This is a genomic window from Mesorhizobium shonense, assembly GCF_040545255.1.
Lineage (GTDB): Bacteria > Pseudomonadota > Alphaproteobacteria > Rhizobiales > Rhizobiaceae > Mesorhizobium > Mesorhizobium shonense.
The window spans coordinates 446,091-462,705 of record NZ_JBEPLM010000001.1 but is presented as its reverse complement, the minus strand read 5'-3'; the positions used below and the strand labels follow the sequence as shown (position 1 = coordinate 462,705).

The following is a 16,615-nucleotide window of genomic DNA, read 5'->3' as shown; positions in this document are numbered from 1 at the left end:
AATTGGAAATGGCCGGGCTTGTCCCGGCCATTTTCGTTAGAGCAAATTCCAGGAAAAGTGTGTAGCGGTTTTCCGTCCGGAATTGCGTAGAAACAAATAGTTAGAGCAGTTCGCCGTTTCCGTGAAACGGTGAACTGCTCTAGCCCTGGCCGTCCTCGAACCGCACCAGCACCGTGCCGTCGCTCACCTGCGCGCCTTCGGTCGCGATCTCGGCGATCACCCCGTCATGCGGCGCGGCGATGGTGTGCTCCATCTTCATCGCCTCGAGGATCAAAAGCGGCTGGCCCTTGATGACGGCATCGCCCGCTGCCGCGCGCACCAGCTTGACCAGCCCCGGCATGGGCGCGCGCAGGCTTCCCGTGGCGGCTGCAGCCTCATCCGCCTTGGCGAGCGGATCGGGAACGGCGAACGTATAGCCGACCGCGCCTTCGAACACGGTGACATGGCCCGGCCAGCGGGCGGTGCGCAGCAAATTTCTGAGATCATGCGAGTTGATCGCGTCATGCGGCGCTTCCAGCGCCACCTGGAAGCGGCCGTCCGGCCGCGCCGAGACCCGCGCCAGTATGTTCTCCTCACCGAAACGCAGCCGGGTGCGGCGCGCCAGCGTGTGGAAATGCGCATAACCGGCGAGCGAGGACCACGGATCGGCGGCCCGACCCGGCGCGCCGGCGTCGGTCGCCGCCAGCGCCGCCGCCGCGATTGCCTCGTCGCTTGGCGCGGCAACAGCGACAAGAGCGTCCTGATGCCGGCCGATCAGGCCGGTGTCGACGTCGCCCGCCGCGAAATCGGCGTCGGCGGCGAGTGCCGCAAGGAAGGCCATGTTGACCGTCGAGCCGGCAACTTCCGTGCGGGCGAGAGCGTCGTGCAGCGCGCCAAGCGCCGTGGTCCTGTCCTTGGCGTGCACCACCAGCTTGGCGATCATCGGGTCGTAGAAGGGCGAGATCGCATCGCCGGCCCGCACGCCGGTTTCGATGCGCATGGCGGCGCCTTGGGGCGGTGCGTCGGGGAATTGGAGATGATGCAGCATGCCCGTCGCCGGCAGGAATCCCTTGGCCGCGTCCTCGGCATAGATGCGCGCCTCGAAGGCATGGCCGGCAAGCGCAATCTCGCCCTGTGTCTTCGGCAGTTTCTCGCCGGAGGCGACACGCAGCTGCCACTCGACCAGATCGACGCCGGTGACCATCTCGGTGACGGGATGCTCGACCTGCAGCCGCGTGTTCATTTCCATGAACCAGAAGCGGTCGGGCTTGAGCCCCCCGGAAGCGTCGGCAATGAATTCGATCGTGCCGGCGCCCGAATAATTGATGGCCTTGGCCGCCTTCACCGCCGCTTCGGTCATCGCCTTGCGCAGCGCCGGTGTCATGCCGGGCGCGGGCACCTCCTCGATCACCTTCTGGTGGCGGCGCTGCGCCGAGCAGTCGCGTTCGTAAAGATGCACGGCATTGCCGAAATTGTCGCCGAACACCTGGACTTCGATATGGCGCGGCTTGTCGACGTATTTTTCCACAAGCACGCGGTCGTCGCCAAAGGCGGCCTTGGCCTCGCGACGCGCTCCGGACAGCGCTTCGGAGAAATCGTCCGGATGGTCGACGCGCCGCATGCCCTTGCCGCCGCCGCCGGCGCGCGCCTTGATCAGAACGGGGTAGCCGACCTCGCGCGCCTTGGAGGCGAGCAGCACGATTTCTTGCGCTTCGCCATGATAGCCTGGCACCACCGGCACGCCGGCCTTTTCCATCAGCCGCTTGGCGGCGTCCTTCAGCCCCATGGCGCGGATCGAGGCGGCGGACGGGCCGATGAAGACGAGACCGGCCGCCGTCACCTGGTCGACGAAGTCGGGGTTTTCAGACAGGAATCCGTAGCCGGGATGGATCGCTTGCGCGCTGGTGGCAAGTGCCGCGGCAATGATCCTGTCGCCGCGCAGATAGCTTTCGCCAACGGGTGAGGGGCCGATATGCACCGCCTCGTCGGCCATCTCGACATGCAAGGCGCGGACGTCGGCATCCGAATAGACGGCGACGGTCCGCACGCCCAACTTGCGCGCGGTGCGGATGACGCGACAGACGATCTCGCCGCGATTGGCGATCAGGATCTTGCCGAACATGGAGCCTCCCGTTTTGTCTTCGGGCGGCGCCAGTCCGAGATGCGCCGGCCTACTTCGACGCCGCTATCGCACAGCCGCCGCTCGCGGTCTTGACCTTCCACCTGGCGAAGCCGGTCTGGCAGGTACGCAACGCAATATCCTCCGCGGCCTTCTGCGACGGCGCGTTCAGCTTTACGCTGCAGAAAATGTGCAGATCGACGACGCGCGAATAGAACGTCGTGGCGTAGGCTGAATGACCACTCGCCGCGATATAGGCGAGGTAGGATTTGTAGCAGGCTTCCTTCGGATCGAGCGAGAGAGTCGGGGCAAACCGCTTGTCGCCTATCTTGCCCGCCAGCGATTCCGCCGAGCCGGCACCAGGCACGGCGAGCATAAGCAATCCTGCAAGTATCGAAGCGACCGCCTTCCGTGAATATTTCAATCCCATTTTGACCCCATCCCCGTTTAAAAATGCAGGATGAGCAGTAACGAATATTTTTCACCGGTGCTAGCCATCCGGACATAATCCGCCTTTGCCTGCACTGAGGAATCTGTTGATCCATAAGTTCAGCCTTCCCAAAGAGCAGCAACGGCCCGCCGGTATAGTTCCGCCGTCGGCTCGTCGAAGCAGCAGAACGTAACGGCCTTGGGCAATGTGTTTTGTTTCAGGAAGTCGCTTACGGTGCCGACGGCAATCCTTGTCGCCTCGTCCTTCGGATAGCGATAAATGCCGGTCGAAACCGCCGGAAAGGCGATCGTCCGACAGTCATGGTCGCGGGCGATTTCGAGCGAGCGGCGATAGCAGGAGGCAAGCAACTCGGCCTCGCCCTTGCCACCGCCCTGCCAGACCGGCCCGACCGTGTGGATGACGTAGCGCGCCGGCAGGCGATAGCCTTTGGTCAGCTTGGCATCGCCGGTCTTGCAGCCGTTCAGCGTCCGGCATTCGGCGACCAGCTCCGGGCCGGCGGCGCGGTGGATGGCGCCGTCGACGCCGCCACCGCCGAGCAGCGAGGAATTGGCGGCATTGACGATGGCATCGACCGCGAGCCTGGTGATGTCGCCGGTGTGGATGCGGATCCTGTCGCCGTTGTCGCTCATCGTCACATCCTGAACACGCCGAATTTCGTCTCCTCGACCCCCGCATTGAGCGCGGCCGAAAGGCTGAGCGCCAGCACCTCGCGCGTCTTGGCCGGATCGATGATGCCGTCGTCCCAGAGCCTTGCCGAGGAATAGAGCGGGTGGCCCTCGTGCTCGTATTTCATCAGGATCGGCTTGCGGAACTTCGCTTCCTCCTCGGCGCTCCATTGCCCGCCCTTGCGCTCGATGCCTTCGCGCTTGACCATGGCGAGCACGGTAGCCGCCTGCTCACCGCCCATCACCGAGATGCGCGCGTTCGGCCACATCCACAAGAAACGGGGCGAATAGGCGCGGCCGCACATGCCGTAATTGCCGGCGCCGAACGAGCCGCCGATGATCACCGTAAGCTTGGGCACGCGTGCCGTGGCGACCGCCGTGACCAGCTTGGCGCCGTCCTTGGCGATGCCGCCGGCCTCGTATTTTCGTCCGACCATGAAGCCGGTGATGTTCTGCAGGAAGATCAGCGGAATGCCGCGCTGGCAGCAGAGCTCGATGAAATGCGCGCCCTTCAGCGCGCTTTCCGAGAAGAGCACGCCATTGTTGCCGAGGATGCCGACCGGCATGCCGTGCAGATGGGCAAAGCCGGTGATCAAGGTGGTGCCGTAGTTCTGCTTGAACTCGTCGAACTCCGAGCCGTCGACGAGACGCGCGATCACCTCGCGCACATCATAAGGCTGGCGCAAATCCGTCGGCACGATGCCGTAAAGTTCATGCGGGTCGTGAAGCGGCGGTACAGGTTTCTGCAGATTGAGGCCTACGGCCTTCGTCCGATTCAAGTTCCTGATGATGCGCCGGCAAATCGCGAGAGCGTGCTCGTCATCCATGGCGTAGTGATCGGCGACACCGGAAAGCCTGGTGTGGACATCGGCGCCGCCGAGCTCCTCGGCGCTGACATCCTCGCCGGTGGCGGCCTTCACCAGCGGCGGGCCGCCGAGGAAGATGGTCGCCTGGTTGCGCACCATGATCGTCTCGTCCGACATTGCCGGCACATAGGCGCCGCCCGCCGTGCAGGAGCCCATGACGCAGGCGATCTGCGGGATGCCCGCCGCCGACATGTTGGCCTGGTTGTAGAAGATGCGGCCGAAATGCTCGCGGTCGGGAAACACCTCGTCCTGGTTGGGCAGATTGGCGCCGCCGCTGTCGACCAGATAGACGCAAGGGAGATTGTTCTGTAGCGCGATCTCCTGCGCGCGCAGGTGCTTCTTCACCGTCAGTGGGTAATAAGTGCCGCCCTTCACCGTGGCGTCGTTGACGACGACCATCACCTCAGTGCCCTCGACGCGCCCTATGCCGGTGATGATGCCTGCGGACGGAATGTCCTCGCCATACATCGACCACGCCGCGAATTGACCGACCTCGAGGAAGGGCGAGCCGGTGTCGAGCAGTTGCGCCAGCCTTTCACGCGGCAACAGCTTGCCGCGTGAGATATGACGTTCGCGCGCCTCGTCCGAGCCGCCGCGCTCGATGCCGGCCGCCTTTTCGGAAATGTCGGCGACCAGCGCCCGCATGCGCTCGGCATTGGCGCGGAAGGTGTCGGAGGCGGGGGAGATCTGCGACGTCAGGACGGGCATTGACGAACCTCAGATGATATCATATTTTAGTATCAATTCTCGTCGCGCATGACGTGCGACCGCCAACGGCGGCTCCGACAGTTGTTGTCGGGTCATTTTCCATGGAGGTCATCATGCGCGGCAAACACAGGCAAACCCTGGAAGCCATTTTTGCAAACCCCGTCAGCGGGTCGATCAAATGGCGAGAAATCGAAGCGCTCTTAATAGCCCTTGGTGCGGAGCTTTCCGAAGGAAACGGTTCACGTGTGCTTGTCGAGATCGGAAGAAATCGCGCCGTCTTCCATCGACCACATCCAAGCCCGGATACCGACAAAGGTGCAGTCAAGGCAGTCAGACGTTTTTTGACCGAAGCAGGTATCAAGCCATGAAGCCATACAAGGGATATGTCGCAGAGATTTGGTACGAAGAAGATGACGCCGCTTTCCATGGAATTGTGCATGGAATACGGGACACAGTCCATTTCGAAGGTCATTCGGCGGAGGAGCTGGCTCAGGCTTTCCACGACAGCGTCGACGATTATCTTGCTTTCTGCAAGGAACGCGGCGTTGAGCCTCAGAAACCCTATTCTGGCAAACTCGCTCTTCGCACGACGCCTGAAATTCATGCCCTTTTGAGCAAAGCAGCATCGAACGACGGCAAGTCCATCAATCAGTGGATTTCGGACACGCTCGCCGAAGTCGCGCGAAAGCGCGTCGACGAAGGATCGACAAAGGTCCGAACCCGAGCGCACTAAACTCCCTCCGCCATAATCTCCCGCCCGATCAGCCAGCGGCGGATTTCGCTGGTGCCGGCGCCGATCTCGTAGAGCTTGGCGTCGCGCAGCAGCCGTCCGGTCGGATAGTCGTTGATGTAGCCGTTGCCGCCGAGGAGCTGGATGGCGTCGAGGGCCATCTGCGTCGCCTTCTCGGCCGCGAAGAGCACGCAGCCGGCGGCGTCCTTGCGGGTGGTCTCGCCGCGGTCGCAGGCGGCGGCCACGGCGTAGACATAGGCGCGCGCGGCATTCATCGTCGCATACATGTCGGCCAGCTTGCCTTGCACCAGCTGGAACTCGCCGATCGCCTGGCCGAACTGCTTGCGCTCGTGCACGTAAGGCACCGCCACGTCTAGACAGGCGGCCATCAGCCCGATCGGCCCGCCGGAGAGCACGGCGCGCTCATAGTCGAGGCCCGACATCAGCACTTCGACGCCGCGCCCTTCCTCATGCAGCACATTCTCGAACGGCACCTCGACATTCTCGAAGACGAGTTCGCCGGTGTTGGAGCCGCGCATGCCGAGCTTGTCGAGTTTTTGCGCCACCGAAAAGCCGGCAAAAGTTTTTTCGACGATGAAAGCGGTGATCCCGCGCGAATGGCGCTCCGGGTCGGTCTTGGCATAGACGACGAGCGTTCCGGCATCGGGGCCGTTGGTGATCCACATTTTCGAACCGTTGAGCACGTAACGGTCGTTTCGCTTTTCGGCGCGCAGGCGCAGCGACACCACATCCGAGCCGGCGCCGGGTTCCGACATCGCCAGCGCGCCGACCGTCTCGCCGCTGCACAGCGTCGGCAGGTATTTTTCCTTTTGCGCCGACGTTGCCCAGCGGTTGATCTGGTTGACGCAGAGGTTGGAATGCGCGCCGTAGGACAGGCCGACCGAGGCCGACGCGCGCGAAATCTCCTCCATCGCCACGACATGGGCGAGATAGCCCATGCCGCTGCCGCCGAAATCCGGATCGGCGGTGATGCCGAGCAGGCCGAGCGCGCCCAGCTCCGCCCACAGATGCGCCGGGAATTCGTTGGAACGGTCGATCTCGGCCGCGATTGGCGCGATCCTGTCCTGCGCGAAGCGCCGCACGGTGTCGCGCAGCGCCTCGACGTCGGCATCGAGTCCGAAGTTCAGCGTATTCGTGTACATGGCGTTCCTCCCTGCGCATGACCCCGAAAATCGACTTCGATTTTCGGAAAGGAACCATGCGCAAAATTCAAAGTGCTACAGCGTCCTTTGCGCGTGGACGCGCGGCGCGGTAGGCGTCGATCTTCGCGCCGACCAGCCGCATTGTCATTGAAAGATATGTCGTGGTGACTTCGGCGATCGACAGCCGCTCGCCCGGCCGGAACCAGACGATGACCCCGGTCATCATCTGGATCAGCGCCATGGCGGTGAGCCCGACATCGTCGATCTCGAAGATACCGGCTTCCGCGCCGTCGCGCAGGATCGAGCGCAGCTCCTTCTCATAGGCCGTGCGCAGCTTGAGGATCTGCGTCAGCCGCTCATGCGAGAGGCTGCGCAATTCCATATTCGAGACATGGGTGGCATGGCGCCGTTCGATATGGAAGGCGATGTGGTTCCGGACATAGGCGGCGAGCCGCGCCGCCGGATCGACCGTTGCCGGGCGTGCCGTATCCCAGGCTTCCAGAAGGCCCTCCATATGCTCGCGCATCAGGGTGAACAGCAGATCTTCCTTGGTCGGGAAATAGCGGTAGAGCGCCGCGGCCTGCACGCCGACTTCCGCCCCCAACTGGCGCATCGACATCGCCTCGTAACCGAGGCGCGCGATCAGGCTGACCGCCGCCTCGCGGACAGCCGCCTCGGTCTTTTCTCCGTCGGAGCCTGTGGTGCGTGCCATACGTGCCTCGATCGACGGAAGTATTAATAAAACGAACGTTCAATTAATTCAAGAGACTAATCTTCCCCCCCCGAGGGGGAGATGTCGCCAAAGGCGACAGAGGGGGTCGCTGCGCATAGAGCGCCAACGCCCTGCGCGACAAGAAGCGACGCCGGAGACCTACGCGCGGCGACCTCTGGCCTGCCGGCCATCTCCCCCTAAAGGGGGAAGATTACCTGGCCTAAGCAACAATGCTGAAATCGGCGGGCGCGTCTTCTGCGACTTCCTCGGTCTCGACCGCCGAGACCAGCGCGCCCCGCGGTCCTTGCCAAAGGCGGTCGATCATGGCGTCGACCGCAGTGTCGGTGCCGGCGATGAGCGCCGTGACCGAGCCGTCGCCCTCGTTGCGCACCCAACCCGTCACGCCAAGACGCTCGGCTTCGCGGCGTGCCCACACCCGGTAACTCACGCCTTGCACCGTGCCGAAAACGCGCGCCCGAACGGCTCTTCGCACATCATGCATCGTCCGCTCCAGAATCTCCCCTTCATCAATCTGGAGCGGCATAGATCAAATGCAACGGGCGCTGGGAGTTAGACGACTCCGTCAATTAAATAATTGACTCAGTCAATTGATGGGGAAATCATCGGGGGTGCAATGTGGGAGAAGGTCTGCATGCCGCACGAAACCTTGGTCGATGAGATCCGCCGCTTCAACCGATTCTATACCGGCCTGGTCGGGCTGCTCGATGAGAGCTTGGTACAGAGCCCTTACACACTGACCGAGGCCCGCGTGCTGTTCGAGCTTGGCCGCAGGCCCCGACCTGCCTGGGGTAAGGCCGGCTTTCTGGCGCGCATGTTTGATATCGATCTCGCGCCGATCGCGTCCGAATTGGCCGGCGAACTGCGCCTCGCCCCCGCCTATCTCATGAGGGTGCTTCGGAAATTCACCGCCATGGGGCTGGCTGAAATGCGCAATGGCCCGGAGAACGGGCTGCTCGTGCTTTCGCTGACCATGCGGGGCAAAGCGGCGCTCGCAGATCTCGAGGCGGCGACGAATCGCGACCTTGCCCGTCTGATTGTCAAACTCGACGACAAGGAAGTCATCGAGCTTTCGGACGCGCTGAGCCGCGTGACCCGCCTGCTGGAAACCACAAGCTGAAGCCTCAACGTCGTCATCCTGGGGTCTGCGCTGCGTCGCTTCGCTCCTTGCTGCGCCCTAAAGCATGTCTCCCGAAAGTGGGACCGGTTTCGGGACAAAGACATGCGTAAAATCAAAAACCTAAAGCGCACGGAGCGAATCTGAAGGATCGCGACGCGCTTTAGGATGACGAAGCAGAGGCGCTTCCGCAGAAGCCGGAACGGCCCGGTCAATTCCCCCCTCGCGCCGCGGCCAGCGCGGCGGGCAATTCCTCGGCGAAGATGTCGAGCTCGTGATCGAGGCCGACGCTGACCCGGATGCAGCGGTCGAGCCTGGGTGCCATCGGCTTGCGGATGAAAACGTCGCGCGAGAGCAGCGCCTGCATCACCTTCAGCGCGAAGGCGCCGTCGCGGCCGCAGTCTATGGTGACGAAATTGGTCGCCGAGGGCAGCGGCTTCAGGCCGTTTTCCTCGGCGATGGCCGCGATGCGCCGGCGCCCGGCCGCCACGCGCGCCACCACCGAATTCAGATAGTCCTGGTCGGCCAGCGCCTCGACGCCGGCGATCTGCGCCATGCGGCTGACGCCATAGTGGTTGCGGATCTTCTCGAAGTCGCGGATCACTTCCCGTTCTGCCACCGCGTAACCACAGCGAATGCCGGCAAGCCCGTAGGCCTTGGAGAAGGTGCGCATGCGCACCACGTTCGGCCGCGCCACATCGATCGGCGGCAGCGCCGAGGCCGGTCCCAATTCGCCATAAGCTTCGTCCAGCACCAGCATGGTGGTTTCCGGCAGCGCCTCGATGAAGCGGATAACGTCCGGCGCCTCCCACCAGCTTCCCATCGGATTGTCGGGATTGGAGAGATAGACGAGCGGCGCCTTTTCCCTGGCGACAGCGGCAACCAAACCGTCGAGGTCCTCCTTGTCATCAGCGTAAGGGACGGTCACCAGCCGGCCGCCGACGCCGGCGATGTGGAAGTTGAAGGTGGGATAGGCGCCGAGCGAGGTCACCACCGCGTCGCCCGGCGCGACATACATGCGCGCGACGAGGCCGAGCAGGCCGTCTATGCCTTCGCCCACGACCACGTTTTCCACGTCGACACCGTGATGTGCGGCAGCCGCGACCTTGAGGTCGAAATTGTCCGGGTCGCAATACATCCATTGGTCGCGCGCGACGCTCTCCATGCGGGCGATGACGCGCGGCGAGGGCCCGAAACTGCTTTCATTGGCGCCGATGCGGGCGCGGAAAGGCCGGCCGCGCTCGCGCTCCTGCGCCTCCGGCCCGACGAACGGTACCGTGGTGGGAAGCGCGCCGACGATCGGCGTAAGGGGAGGGCGCTGGCGCATGGTATGGGCTCGGTTGAGAGGAGGCTTCTTGCTAGCGTGAGCGAAGGGTGGGTGCAAGTTGCGAAAGAGCGTTCAAGACTGGATTCTCGGGGCCCGTTTTGCTAGCGAGACAGGATGAGCAACCGATTGCCGCCCGCCTGGGCAAAGCACCTCAAAACCCAATCCGCGCCAGCTAAAGTTCCGCAGCCGCCAAAGGCTGGACTGCCAAGGCTCCAGCCCACGAAGGCTCTGTCTCGCGCGCAAGCCGACGACATGCTGTTGCGGCAGGCGCTCGAGTTTCAAAAAGCCGATCAATTGCCAGAGGCCGAGGAACTCTGCCTCAAGGTTCTGGCAAGAACGCCAAACCATCCGTTGGCTTTTTATATCCTGGGAACCCTCGGCATCGGATTCGACAACGAGAAGGCCTTGCGGTACTTCGCCCGGGCGGTCGGGGAGGAGCCGCGAAATCCTTACTATCACCTTAGCCTCGGTGAGACCTACCTGAAGCTCAGCGAATTTACGCCGGCAATTAGGCATTTTCAGCAGGCCTTGGCCTTGAAGCCGGATCTGGTGGAAGCGCTTTGCGCCCTGGGCGATGCTTATAAGGCGTTTGATAAGGGAGAAATGGCGCTGCCGCTGTTTGAAAAGGCGCTCAAGATCGACCGAGATCATCCTGGGGCCCGGTTGGGGTTGCCTCGCGCGCTCGCAAGCCTCGGTCGTATGGACGAAGCCGCGTTTCATCTGAAAGAGGCAATAGATCGGCGCATCGCGGTGCCGGCTGCTTACAGTGCACTTGTGCAGACGCGCAAATTCACGGAAGAGCCGCCAGAACTTGCGGCAATCCTAACCGAGCTTCGGGACCTGGGCCATGGGTCGGAGGGAGCGGCATCACTCCATCACGCGGCCGGGAAGCTGCTCAACGACCTCCGTCGCTACAAGGAGGCGATGGATCACTTCAAGAAAGGGAATGAAGCCACGGGCCAAAAATTCGATCTGGAAAACTACCGTCGCTCTGTCGATGCCCTGATCGAAACCTTCACACCGGAACTGGTGGCGTCAATGGCCGCTTACGGCGATCCGTCTGAGGTGCCTGTGTTCGTGGTCGGGATGCCGCGCTCGGGTACGACGCTGACCGAGCAGATCTGTGCCAGCCATCCCAATGTTCATGGCGCCGGCGAGCTCAGCAAGCTCAGACGAATGGCCGATGGGATCGGCCTCAAGGGCAACTCTGAGACAGACCTCGGCAAATCGATCGCGACGATTACTCCCGAACTGGCCAAGACGCTTTCAGCAGAGCATCTTGCCTATCTACGTGAGCGAGCGCCTGACGCGCTTCGAATCGTCGACAAGATGCCCCACAATTTCGAGTTGATCGGACTGATAGGCGTTCTCTTTCCCAACGCGCGCATAATTCATTGCCGCCGCGATGCCATCGACAATTGCATCTCATGCTTCGTCCTGCAATTCAGTGAAGCACACAGTTATAGCGCTGACCTTCGAACGCTGGGACTTTACTACCGGGAGTATGACCGCCTGATGCGGCACTGGAACAAGGTTCTTCCGGGGCGCATCTTCGAAAACCGGTATGAGACACTGATTGAAGATCAAGAGGAACAGTCGCGCCGTCTCATAGATTATCTCGGGCTGCCTTGGGACGATGCCTGCCTGCGCTTTTTTGACAGGGACGGTTCGGTAAATACCTTCAGCCGTTGGCAGGTTCGCCAGCCGATTTACAAGTCGTCTGTCAAGCGTTGGAAGAACTACGAAAGCGAAATCCAACCACTGATCCAGTCATTGGGAGATCTAGCCGACACCTGACCTTAGGTTCAGTCGGCGACTTCTGGCGGACGATAGCCGGTAAGATATTCAGTGCTGTCGTAGCAGCTTGATCTAATAGCCATTCCATTCACAAAAAAACCCGGCGGTCGCCCGCCGGGTTCGATTTCAATCAGACGCTGCTGATTAGAACGAGCGCTGGAAGCGGAGGAGACCGCCGACGCTGTTTTCCTTGTCGGCATTGGTCCAGTTGGAGACGCTGTCGTCACCGAGGTGGAGGTAGTCAACTTCGGCTGTGACCGTCAGGCCGGGGACGATATCGTAAGCGATGTTCGCCGCGACGCCAACGTTCTTGCCATCGTCAGCAGACACCTGGAGGTTGAACGAGGTCTTCTCGTTGAACTTGTAGGTGCCGCCGCCCCACACCGCCCAGTTGCCGCTCCACTGCTTGTAGAAGCCGCGGCCGCCAGCCGGGATAGCCCAAGTCGGGTCGCTGAGGTTGTCGTCGGTGCCGTAGCCGGCCATGATGAACAGCGAGATCGCGTCGGTCGCATTCACGTCCAAGCGGACCTTGCCGGCGACTTCCTCGTAGTTGGCGTCATAAGCGACGACGCCGGTGATGGCGCCCCAGCCCTGCGTGTACTTCAGGCCGCCGACGACATGCGGAACGTAGCTGTCGATGGTGCCGACGACGCCCGAGCCTTCTTCGAGCGAGAGGACGGCGGAGAAGCCGTTGCCAGCGTCGAAGTAGTACTGGACGACGTTGGTGTCGAAGTCGCCGTAGGGAACCAGCGTATCCTGGATGACGTTGCCGGCGTAGCCGATGAACGTATCGAAGGCCGATTCGTCCTTACCGACGCGGAGGCCACCGAGCTGGATCCAAGCGAAGTTCAGCGAAACGTTCTTGTTGCCGGCGGCATTGCCGAGCGGGTGCACGGTCACAGTGCCGGCAGCATCTGTGGTGGTGCTAACGGCGCCGAAGCCGTTGCGGTTGCCGAAGTTGAAGCGGGTCTCGGTGTAGGTCTTCAACGTGCCGAGCTCGGTTTCCTGACCGGTCCAGGTCTTCAGCGTGAAGCGGGCGTTCTTGTAGAACGTATCCTGCTCGTCGCCGTCCTCATGGTCGTGGGACTTCGCGCCGTCGAACGAACCGACGTCGCCGACGCCGATGTCGTAACGGACATAGCCGCCGATGCGCAGGCAGGTTTCGGTGCCGGGGATGTAGAAGTAGCCCGAGCCGTACACGTCGCAGATCTTGACGTATTCAGCCGGTTCCGGCTCGGCGACGGTCACCGCGTCGGCGGCGCGGGCGCCGGAAACTGCGATCAGGGCCGCAGCTGAGCCGAGAAGAAGGCTCTTGATGTTCATTTTCTGACCTCCAGTCAGAATCGAACAGAAGAGTCGTGCCAACTCGGTGCAGATCGACATTATTGCATTGTTATTACTGGATTTTTCGGAAAGCAGCCAGCTTTGGCCTGCTTCGACCAAATGTCACCAAAGACGCCTGTTGGCGAACGCGTGGCCGGATCCGGATTTGATATAACGCTCGAATGAAACTGCCTTAGCCTGGCTGGAGAAGGCCACCTAGGTCACGATGCGCCACGGCATGAACTTGGAAGTGTGGCGGGATTTTCCGGAGTTACGATCGGCAATCCGCCGCTTCAGATCGGACGTCACGCCGATATTGCGCTCGCCTTCCGAATTCTCGCTTTCCAGAAGATACACGTACCACATGGACCGGCCTCCAAAAACTTCGGGGACATCCTGCTTCATGCGGAGAATGCTGCCAATCCTTGGTTTGCAAGGGATTCGCGAGGCTTACGCTGTGCGGCGCATAGCCTGACAACATGAGCAGCCCTCCTTCGCCAAGGCTTCGGAGGGCATCCTGCTTCGCGCTGAGAAGAATTCGCCGGGCTTGTCCTGCGAAGCGCGCAGCGCGAAGCAGGATGGCGGAGAGGATGGGATTCGAACCCACGAGAAGCTTTTGACCTCTACTCCCTTAGCAGGGGAGCGCCTTCGACCACTCGGCCACCTCTCCGTCGCGCCGCTGGATAAAGAAAAGCGCCGCCACAATCAACAAGCCGGCGCCAGAATCGCTGAAAAAACAGCAGACCGACCCGACCCGGCTCCGCATGAGGCGATTCTGCGGCGGTAACTGGAGCCGACGACTCGCCTCCGCGCCGCATTTCTGTCCAGCCATCGCCGGATTCGGCCGGATTCACGGGTCACGCGACCCTTAATGGTTAATGAGAACTTTCGGACTGAGGCCAAATCGTGTCATTTGTGCAACAACGCCCGGGGATAGCGTCCGGAGAGGGCTTTCGCCGATACGATCGTGGTTGAACGACGCCGCCGCCTGGGTAAAGGTCAGTTTCGAAGGAGCGGCGCGGTGCGCATCTTTTTCGGTAAGTGGGGATGGGGCAGGGAACGCTGTCCTTCAGCAAAAAATACCCAGACCCGTTTTTTAACTTTTGACTGGAGGTCAGAAAATGAACATCAAGAGCCTTCTTCTCGGCTCAGCTGCGGCCCTGATCGCAGTTTCCGGCGCCCGCGCCGCCGACGCGGTGACCGTCGCCGAGCCGGAACCGGCTGAATACGTCAAGATCTGCGACGTGTACGGCTCGGGCTACTTCTACATCCCCGGCACCGAAACCTGCCTGCGCATCGGCGGCTATGTCCGCTACGACATCGGCGCCGGCGACGTCGGCTCGTTCGACGGCGCGACGACCTCTGACGTTGAGGACGGCGGCAGCAACGACACCTGGTTCAAGCACGCCCGTTTCGCGCTGAAGACCTGGACCGGCCAGGAAACCGAGCTCGGCACGTTGAAGACCTACACCGAGACCCGCTTCAACTTCCAGAACAACAACCGTGATGCGGGCGCGGTCGGGGCCATCAATGCTGCCGGCAACGGCGACACCGTTTCGCTGAACTTCGCTTGGATCCAGCTCGGTGGCCTGCGCGTCGGTAAGGACGAATCGGCCTTCAATACGTTCATCGGCTACGCCGGCAACGTCATCCAGGATACGCTCGTTCCCTACGGCGATTTCGACACCAACGTCATCCAGTACTACTTCGACGCTGGCAACGGCTTCTCGGCCGTGATCTCGCTCGAAGAAGGCGCGGGCGACGGCACGTTCGGTGACTACGGCGTGGGCACGATCGACAGCTACGTTCCGCATGTCGTCGGCGGTGTGAAGTGGACGCAGGGCTGGGGCGCCATCACCGGCGTCGTTGCCTACGACAGCAACTATGAAGAAGTCGCCACCAAGGTTCGTTTGGATGTGAACGTCAACGACGCGATCTCGCTCTTCATCATCGGCGGCTACGGCACCGATGACAACCTGACGGACCCGACCTACGCGTTCCCGGCCGGCGGTCGCGGCTTCTACAAGCAGTGGGATGGCAACTGGGCAGTCTGGGGTGGTGGCACCTACAAGTTCAACGAGAAGACCTCGTTCAACGCTCAGGTCTCGTATGACGAAGGTGAGAACCTCGGCATCGCCGCCAACATCGCCTACGATGTTGTCCCGGGCCTGACGATCACGGCCGAAGTCGACTACGTCAATGCAGGCAAAATCGGCGATCCCGATACCCTTGGCTCGAATCACAACTGGACCGGTATTTCTGCTGGCGACGACGACGCCATCGGCGGGATGCTCCGCTTCCAGCGCTCGTTCTAAGGGCTGGACTGCTACATCTGAAATCCGGCCCGGGCGTATCAACGCCCGGGCCGTTTTTGTTTTCGCGATTGGTCGAGGCAAACGAAAGGATGGGGGTGAAACGGTAAGCTGATCGGGTCTGTGAAGCGACTTTGTGGGATCCGCCGTCGGTGGATGAGGTCGACCGCAAGATTCGAAAACTCTTGAAAGGACATCTCCGAACGGTTAGGGCTGAAAGCTTAACCACAGGGGGTGTGGCTAAAAATGTCGAACGAAGCGATTCAAGAGGGGGAGCCCTCTGGTCATTTTGCGGTATTTTCTTCTCAGAATTCGAAGTTTAGGTACACCTACAACAAGATCCGGGAAGTAAAATCGCACAGGATCGGGGAACTATTTGCAGCATACCGGGATATACTCTGGGATGATGGGCGGCATAAATACAATGTCAGCTCTTTCATCGGTGAAATAGACGAGATCCTTCTGGGAGAGCGTTTCAGCATCTTTGACCAGAACACCCTGGACAATCTTATCGGTACCTTGCGCCAGCGCGGGAACAGCAACGCAACCATCAATCGCAAGATGGCTGCACTCAGCAAGCTGCTGCGCAAGGCTCATAAGATGGGAGATATCCACAGCCTGCCCGAGTTCCGCCGCCAGAAGGAGCGGGCGGGACGGATTCGTTTCCTCGAAAGGGACGAAGAGGCAAGGCTGTTCGCCGCCCTCAGGAGCCGCAGCGAGGATGCTTACAGGCTTTCCGTCTTCCTTGTCGATACCGGCTGCCGTCTCGGCGAAGCGCTCGGGCTGATCTGGAACGACATCCAGGAACACCGCGTCTCGTTCTGGATCACCAAATCCGGCCGCAGCCGCACAATTCCGATGACCGAACGGGTCAAGGAGGTGATCAAGCTGCCGCCGACGACCGAAGGTCGCCGGCCGAAGGGGCCGTTCACCAAGCTCACCCAGGCGCAGTACCGCGCCATCTGGAACGAGGCCAAGGCCGAGGTCGGTCTCGGCGCCGACGAGCAGGTGGTGCCGCATATCCTGCGCCACACTTGCGCTTCGCGTCTCGTCCAGGGCGGCATAGATATCCGGCGCGTGCAGATGTGGCTCGGCCACCAGACGCTGTCGATGACCATGCGTTACGCGCATCTCGCCACCAACGACCTCGACGGCTGCGTCGTCGTGCTGGAGAAGCCGCGCGCCGATGAGGCGCAGCATTCGGCGGAGAACTCGGTGTTTGCTTCGCCGTTGACAGCGCCGTCACCCGTCAAGACTGCTCGGAAGCAGAGCGGAACGGAACCGGCCAAGGCGCGCCGCAAGAGCTCGAAGGGCAAATAGCTTCGCCG

At 61.8% G+C, this 16,615-nt stretch carries 16 protein-coding genes and 1 tRNA gene; 6 read left to right on the top strand and 11 right to left on the bottom strand.

The features are described 5' to 3' along the window. Positions 1 to 139: 139 nt before the first annotated feature. The 4 genes from ABID26_RS02560 to ABID26_RS02545 all read right to left on the bottom strand — a co-directional run bounded on the left by ABID26_RS02560 (position 140) and on the right by ABID26_RS02545 (position 4,788). Positions 140 to 2,101 carry an acetyl/propionyl/methylcrotonyl-CoA carboxylase subunit alpha gene (locus ABID26_RS02560; RefSeq protein WP_354413670.1) on the bottom strand — a complete coding sequence of 654 codons (1,962 nt, stop codon included), beginning with the start codon at positions 2,099 to 2,101 and terminating at the stop codon, positions 140 to 142. Positions 2,102 to 2,150: 49 nt separating this feature from the next. Then, positions 2,151 to 2,474, bottom strand: coding sequence for a hypothetical protein (locus tag ABID26_RS02555; RefSeq protein WP_435528539.1), 324 nt, complete (start codon positions 2,472 to 2,474; stop codon positions 2,151 to 2,153). 173 nt (positions 2,475 to 2,647) lie between these two features. Next, the gene (locus ABID26_RS02550) at positions 2,648 to 3,178 is read right to left on the bottom strand and encodes an O-acetyl-ADP-ribose deacetylase (protein ID WP_354413668.1); all 531 of its coding nucleotides are present in this window, start codon (positions 3,176 to 3,178) and stop codon (positions 2,648 to 2,650) included. A 2-nt stretch (positions 3,179 to 3,180) separates the two neighbouring features. Next, positions 3,181 to 4,788 (bottom strand): carboxyl transferase domain-containing protein, encoded by a 1,608-nt coding sequence (locus ABID26_RS02545; protein WP_292371569.1) that lies wholly within the window; start codon positions 4,786 to 4,788, stop codon positions 3,181 to 3,183. A 113-nt stretch (positions 4,789 to 4,901) separates the two neighbouring features. On the opposite strand from ABID26_RS02545, the gene ABID26_RS02540 reads away from it, so the two are divergent. After that, the gene (locus ABID26_RS02540) at positions 4,902 to 5,156 is read left to right on the top strand and encodes a type II toxin-antitoxin system HicA family toxin (RefSeq protein WP_126101239.1); all 255 of its coding nucleotides are present in this window, start codon (positions 4,902 to 4,904) and stop codon (positions 5,154 to 5,156) included. After that, positions 5,153 to 5,521 (top strand): type II toxin-antitoxin system HicB family antitoxin, encoded by a 369-nt coding sequence (locus ABID26_RS02535; protein ID WP_126101238.1) that lies wholly within the window; start codon positions 5,153 to 5,155, stop codon positions 5,519 to 5,521. Before ABID26_RS02540 ends, ABID26_RS02535 begins: the two co-directional genes overlap by 4 nt. Here ABID26_RS02535 and ABID26_RS02530 read toward each other — a convergent pair. The 3 genes from ABID26_RS02530 to ABID26_RS02520 all read right to left on the bottom strand — a co-directional run bounded on the left by ABID26_RS02530 (position 5,518) and on the right by ABID26_RS02520 (position 7,895). Then, positions 5,518 to 6,681 (bottom strand): isovaleryl-CoA dehydrogenase, encoded by a 1,164-nt coding sequence (locus ABID26_RS02530; protein WP_292343196.1) that lies wholly within the window; start codon positions 6,679 to 6,681, stop codon positions 5,518 to 5,520. The genes ABID26_RS02535 and ABID26_RS02530 overlap by 4 nt on opposite strands. A gap of 67 nt (positions 6,682 to 6,748) precedes the next feature. Next, the gene (locus ABID26_RS02525; RefSeq protein WP_292343194.1) at positions 6,749 to 7,393 is read right to left on the bottom strand and encodes a TetR/AcrR family transcriptional regulator; all 645 of its coding nucleotides are present in this window, start codon (positions 7,391 to 7,393) and stop codon (positions 6,749 to 6,751) included. A 220-nt stretch (positions 7,394 to 7,613) separates the two neighbouring features. Next, on the bottom strand, positions 7,614 to 7,895 hold the full coding sequence (locus ABID26_RS02520) for an acylphosphatase (RefSeq protein ID WP_292345082.1): 282 nt from the start codon (positions 7,893 to 7,895) through the stop codon (positions 7,614 to 7,616). 150 nt (positions 7,896 to 8,045) lie between these two features. Between ABID26_RS02520 and ABID26_RS02515 the strand changes: the two genes are divergently transcribed. Beyond that, complete coding sequence (locus ABID26_RS02515) at positions 8,046 to 8,531, top strand: MarR family winged helix-turn-helix transcriptional regulator (protein ID WP_292345067.1); 486 nt, start codon at positions 8,046 to 8,048, stop codon at positions 8,529 to 8,531. 208 nt (positions 8,532 to 8,739) lie between these two features. Here the strand turns inward: ABID26_RS02515 and ABID26_RS02510 are convergent, their stop codons facing one another. Next, positions 8,740 to 9,855 (bottom strand): pyridoxal phosphate-dependent aminotransferase, encoded by a 1,116-nt coding sequence (locus tag ABID26_RS02510; RefSeq protein ID WP_292345068.1) that lies wholly within the window; start codon positions 9,853 to 9,855, stop codon positions 8,740 to 8,742. A gap of 114 nt (positions 9,856 to 9,969) precedes the next feature. Between ABID26_RS02510 and ABID26_RS02505 the strand changes: the two genes are divergently transcribed. Next, complete coding sequence (locus ABID26_RS02505) at positions 9,970 to 11,652, top strand: tetratricopeptide repeat-containing sulfotransferase family protein (protein WP_292345069.1); 1,683 nt, start codon at positions 9,970 to 9,972, stop codon at positions 11,650 to 11,652. A gap of 144 nt (positions 11,653 to 11,796) precedes the next feature. On the opposite strand, the gene ABID26_RS02500 is transcribed toward ABID26_RS02505, so the two are convergent. The 3 genes from ABID26_RS02500 to ABID26_RS02490 form a co-directional block, all read right to left on the bottom strand. Next, positions 11,797 to 12,975, bottom strand: a complete 1,179-nt coding sequence (locus ABID26_RS02500; RefSeq protein WP_292345070.1) for a porin — start codon at positions 12,973 to 12,975, stop codon at positions 11,797 to 11,799. A 216-nt stretch (positions 12,976 to 13,191) separates the two neighbouring features. Continuing rightward, complete coding sequence (locus tag ABID26_RS02495; protein ID WP_354413662.1) at positions 13,192 to 13,380, bottom strand: GIY-YIG nuclease family protein; 189 nt, start codon at positions 13,378 to 13,380, stop codon at positions 13,192 to 13,194. Positions 13,381 to 13,554: 174 nt separating this feature from the next. Then, a tRNA-Ser gene (locus tag ABID26_RS02490) sits at positions 13,555 to 13,645 on the bottom strand. A 451-nt stretch (positions 13,646 to 14,096) separates the two neighbouring features. Here ABID26_RS02490 and ABID26_RS02485 point away from each other — a divergent pair. Beyond that, positions 14,097 to 15,290, top strand: a complete 1,194-nt coding sequence (locus tag ABID26_RS02485) for a porin (protein WP_292345071.1) — start codon at positions 14,097 to 14,099, stop codon at positions 15,288 to 15,290. 243 nt (positions 15,291 to 15,533) lie between these two features. Continuing rightward, positions 15,534 to 16,607 (top strand): tyrosine-type recombinase/integrase, encoded by a 1,074-nt coding sequence (locus tag ABID26_RS02480; RefSeq protein WP_292345072.1) that lies wholly within the window; start codon positions 15,534 to 15,536, stop codon positions 16,605 to 16,607. The last annotated feature ends 8 nt before the right edge of the window (positions 16,608 to 16,615 follow it).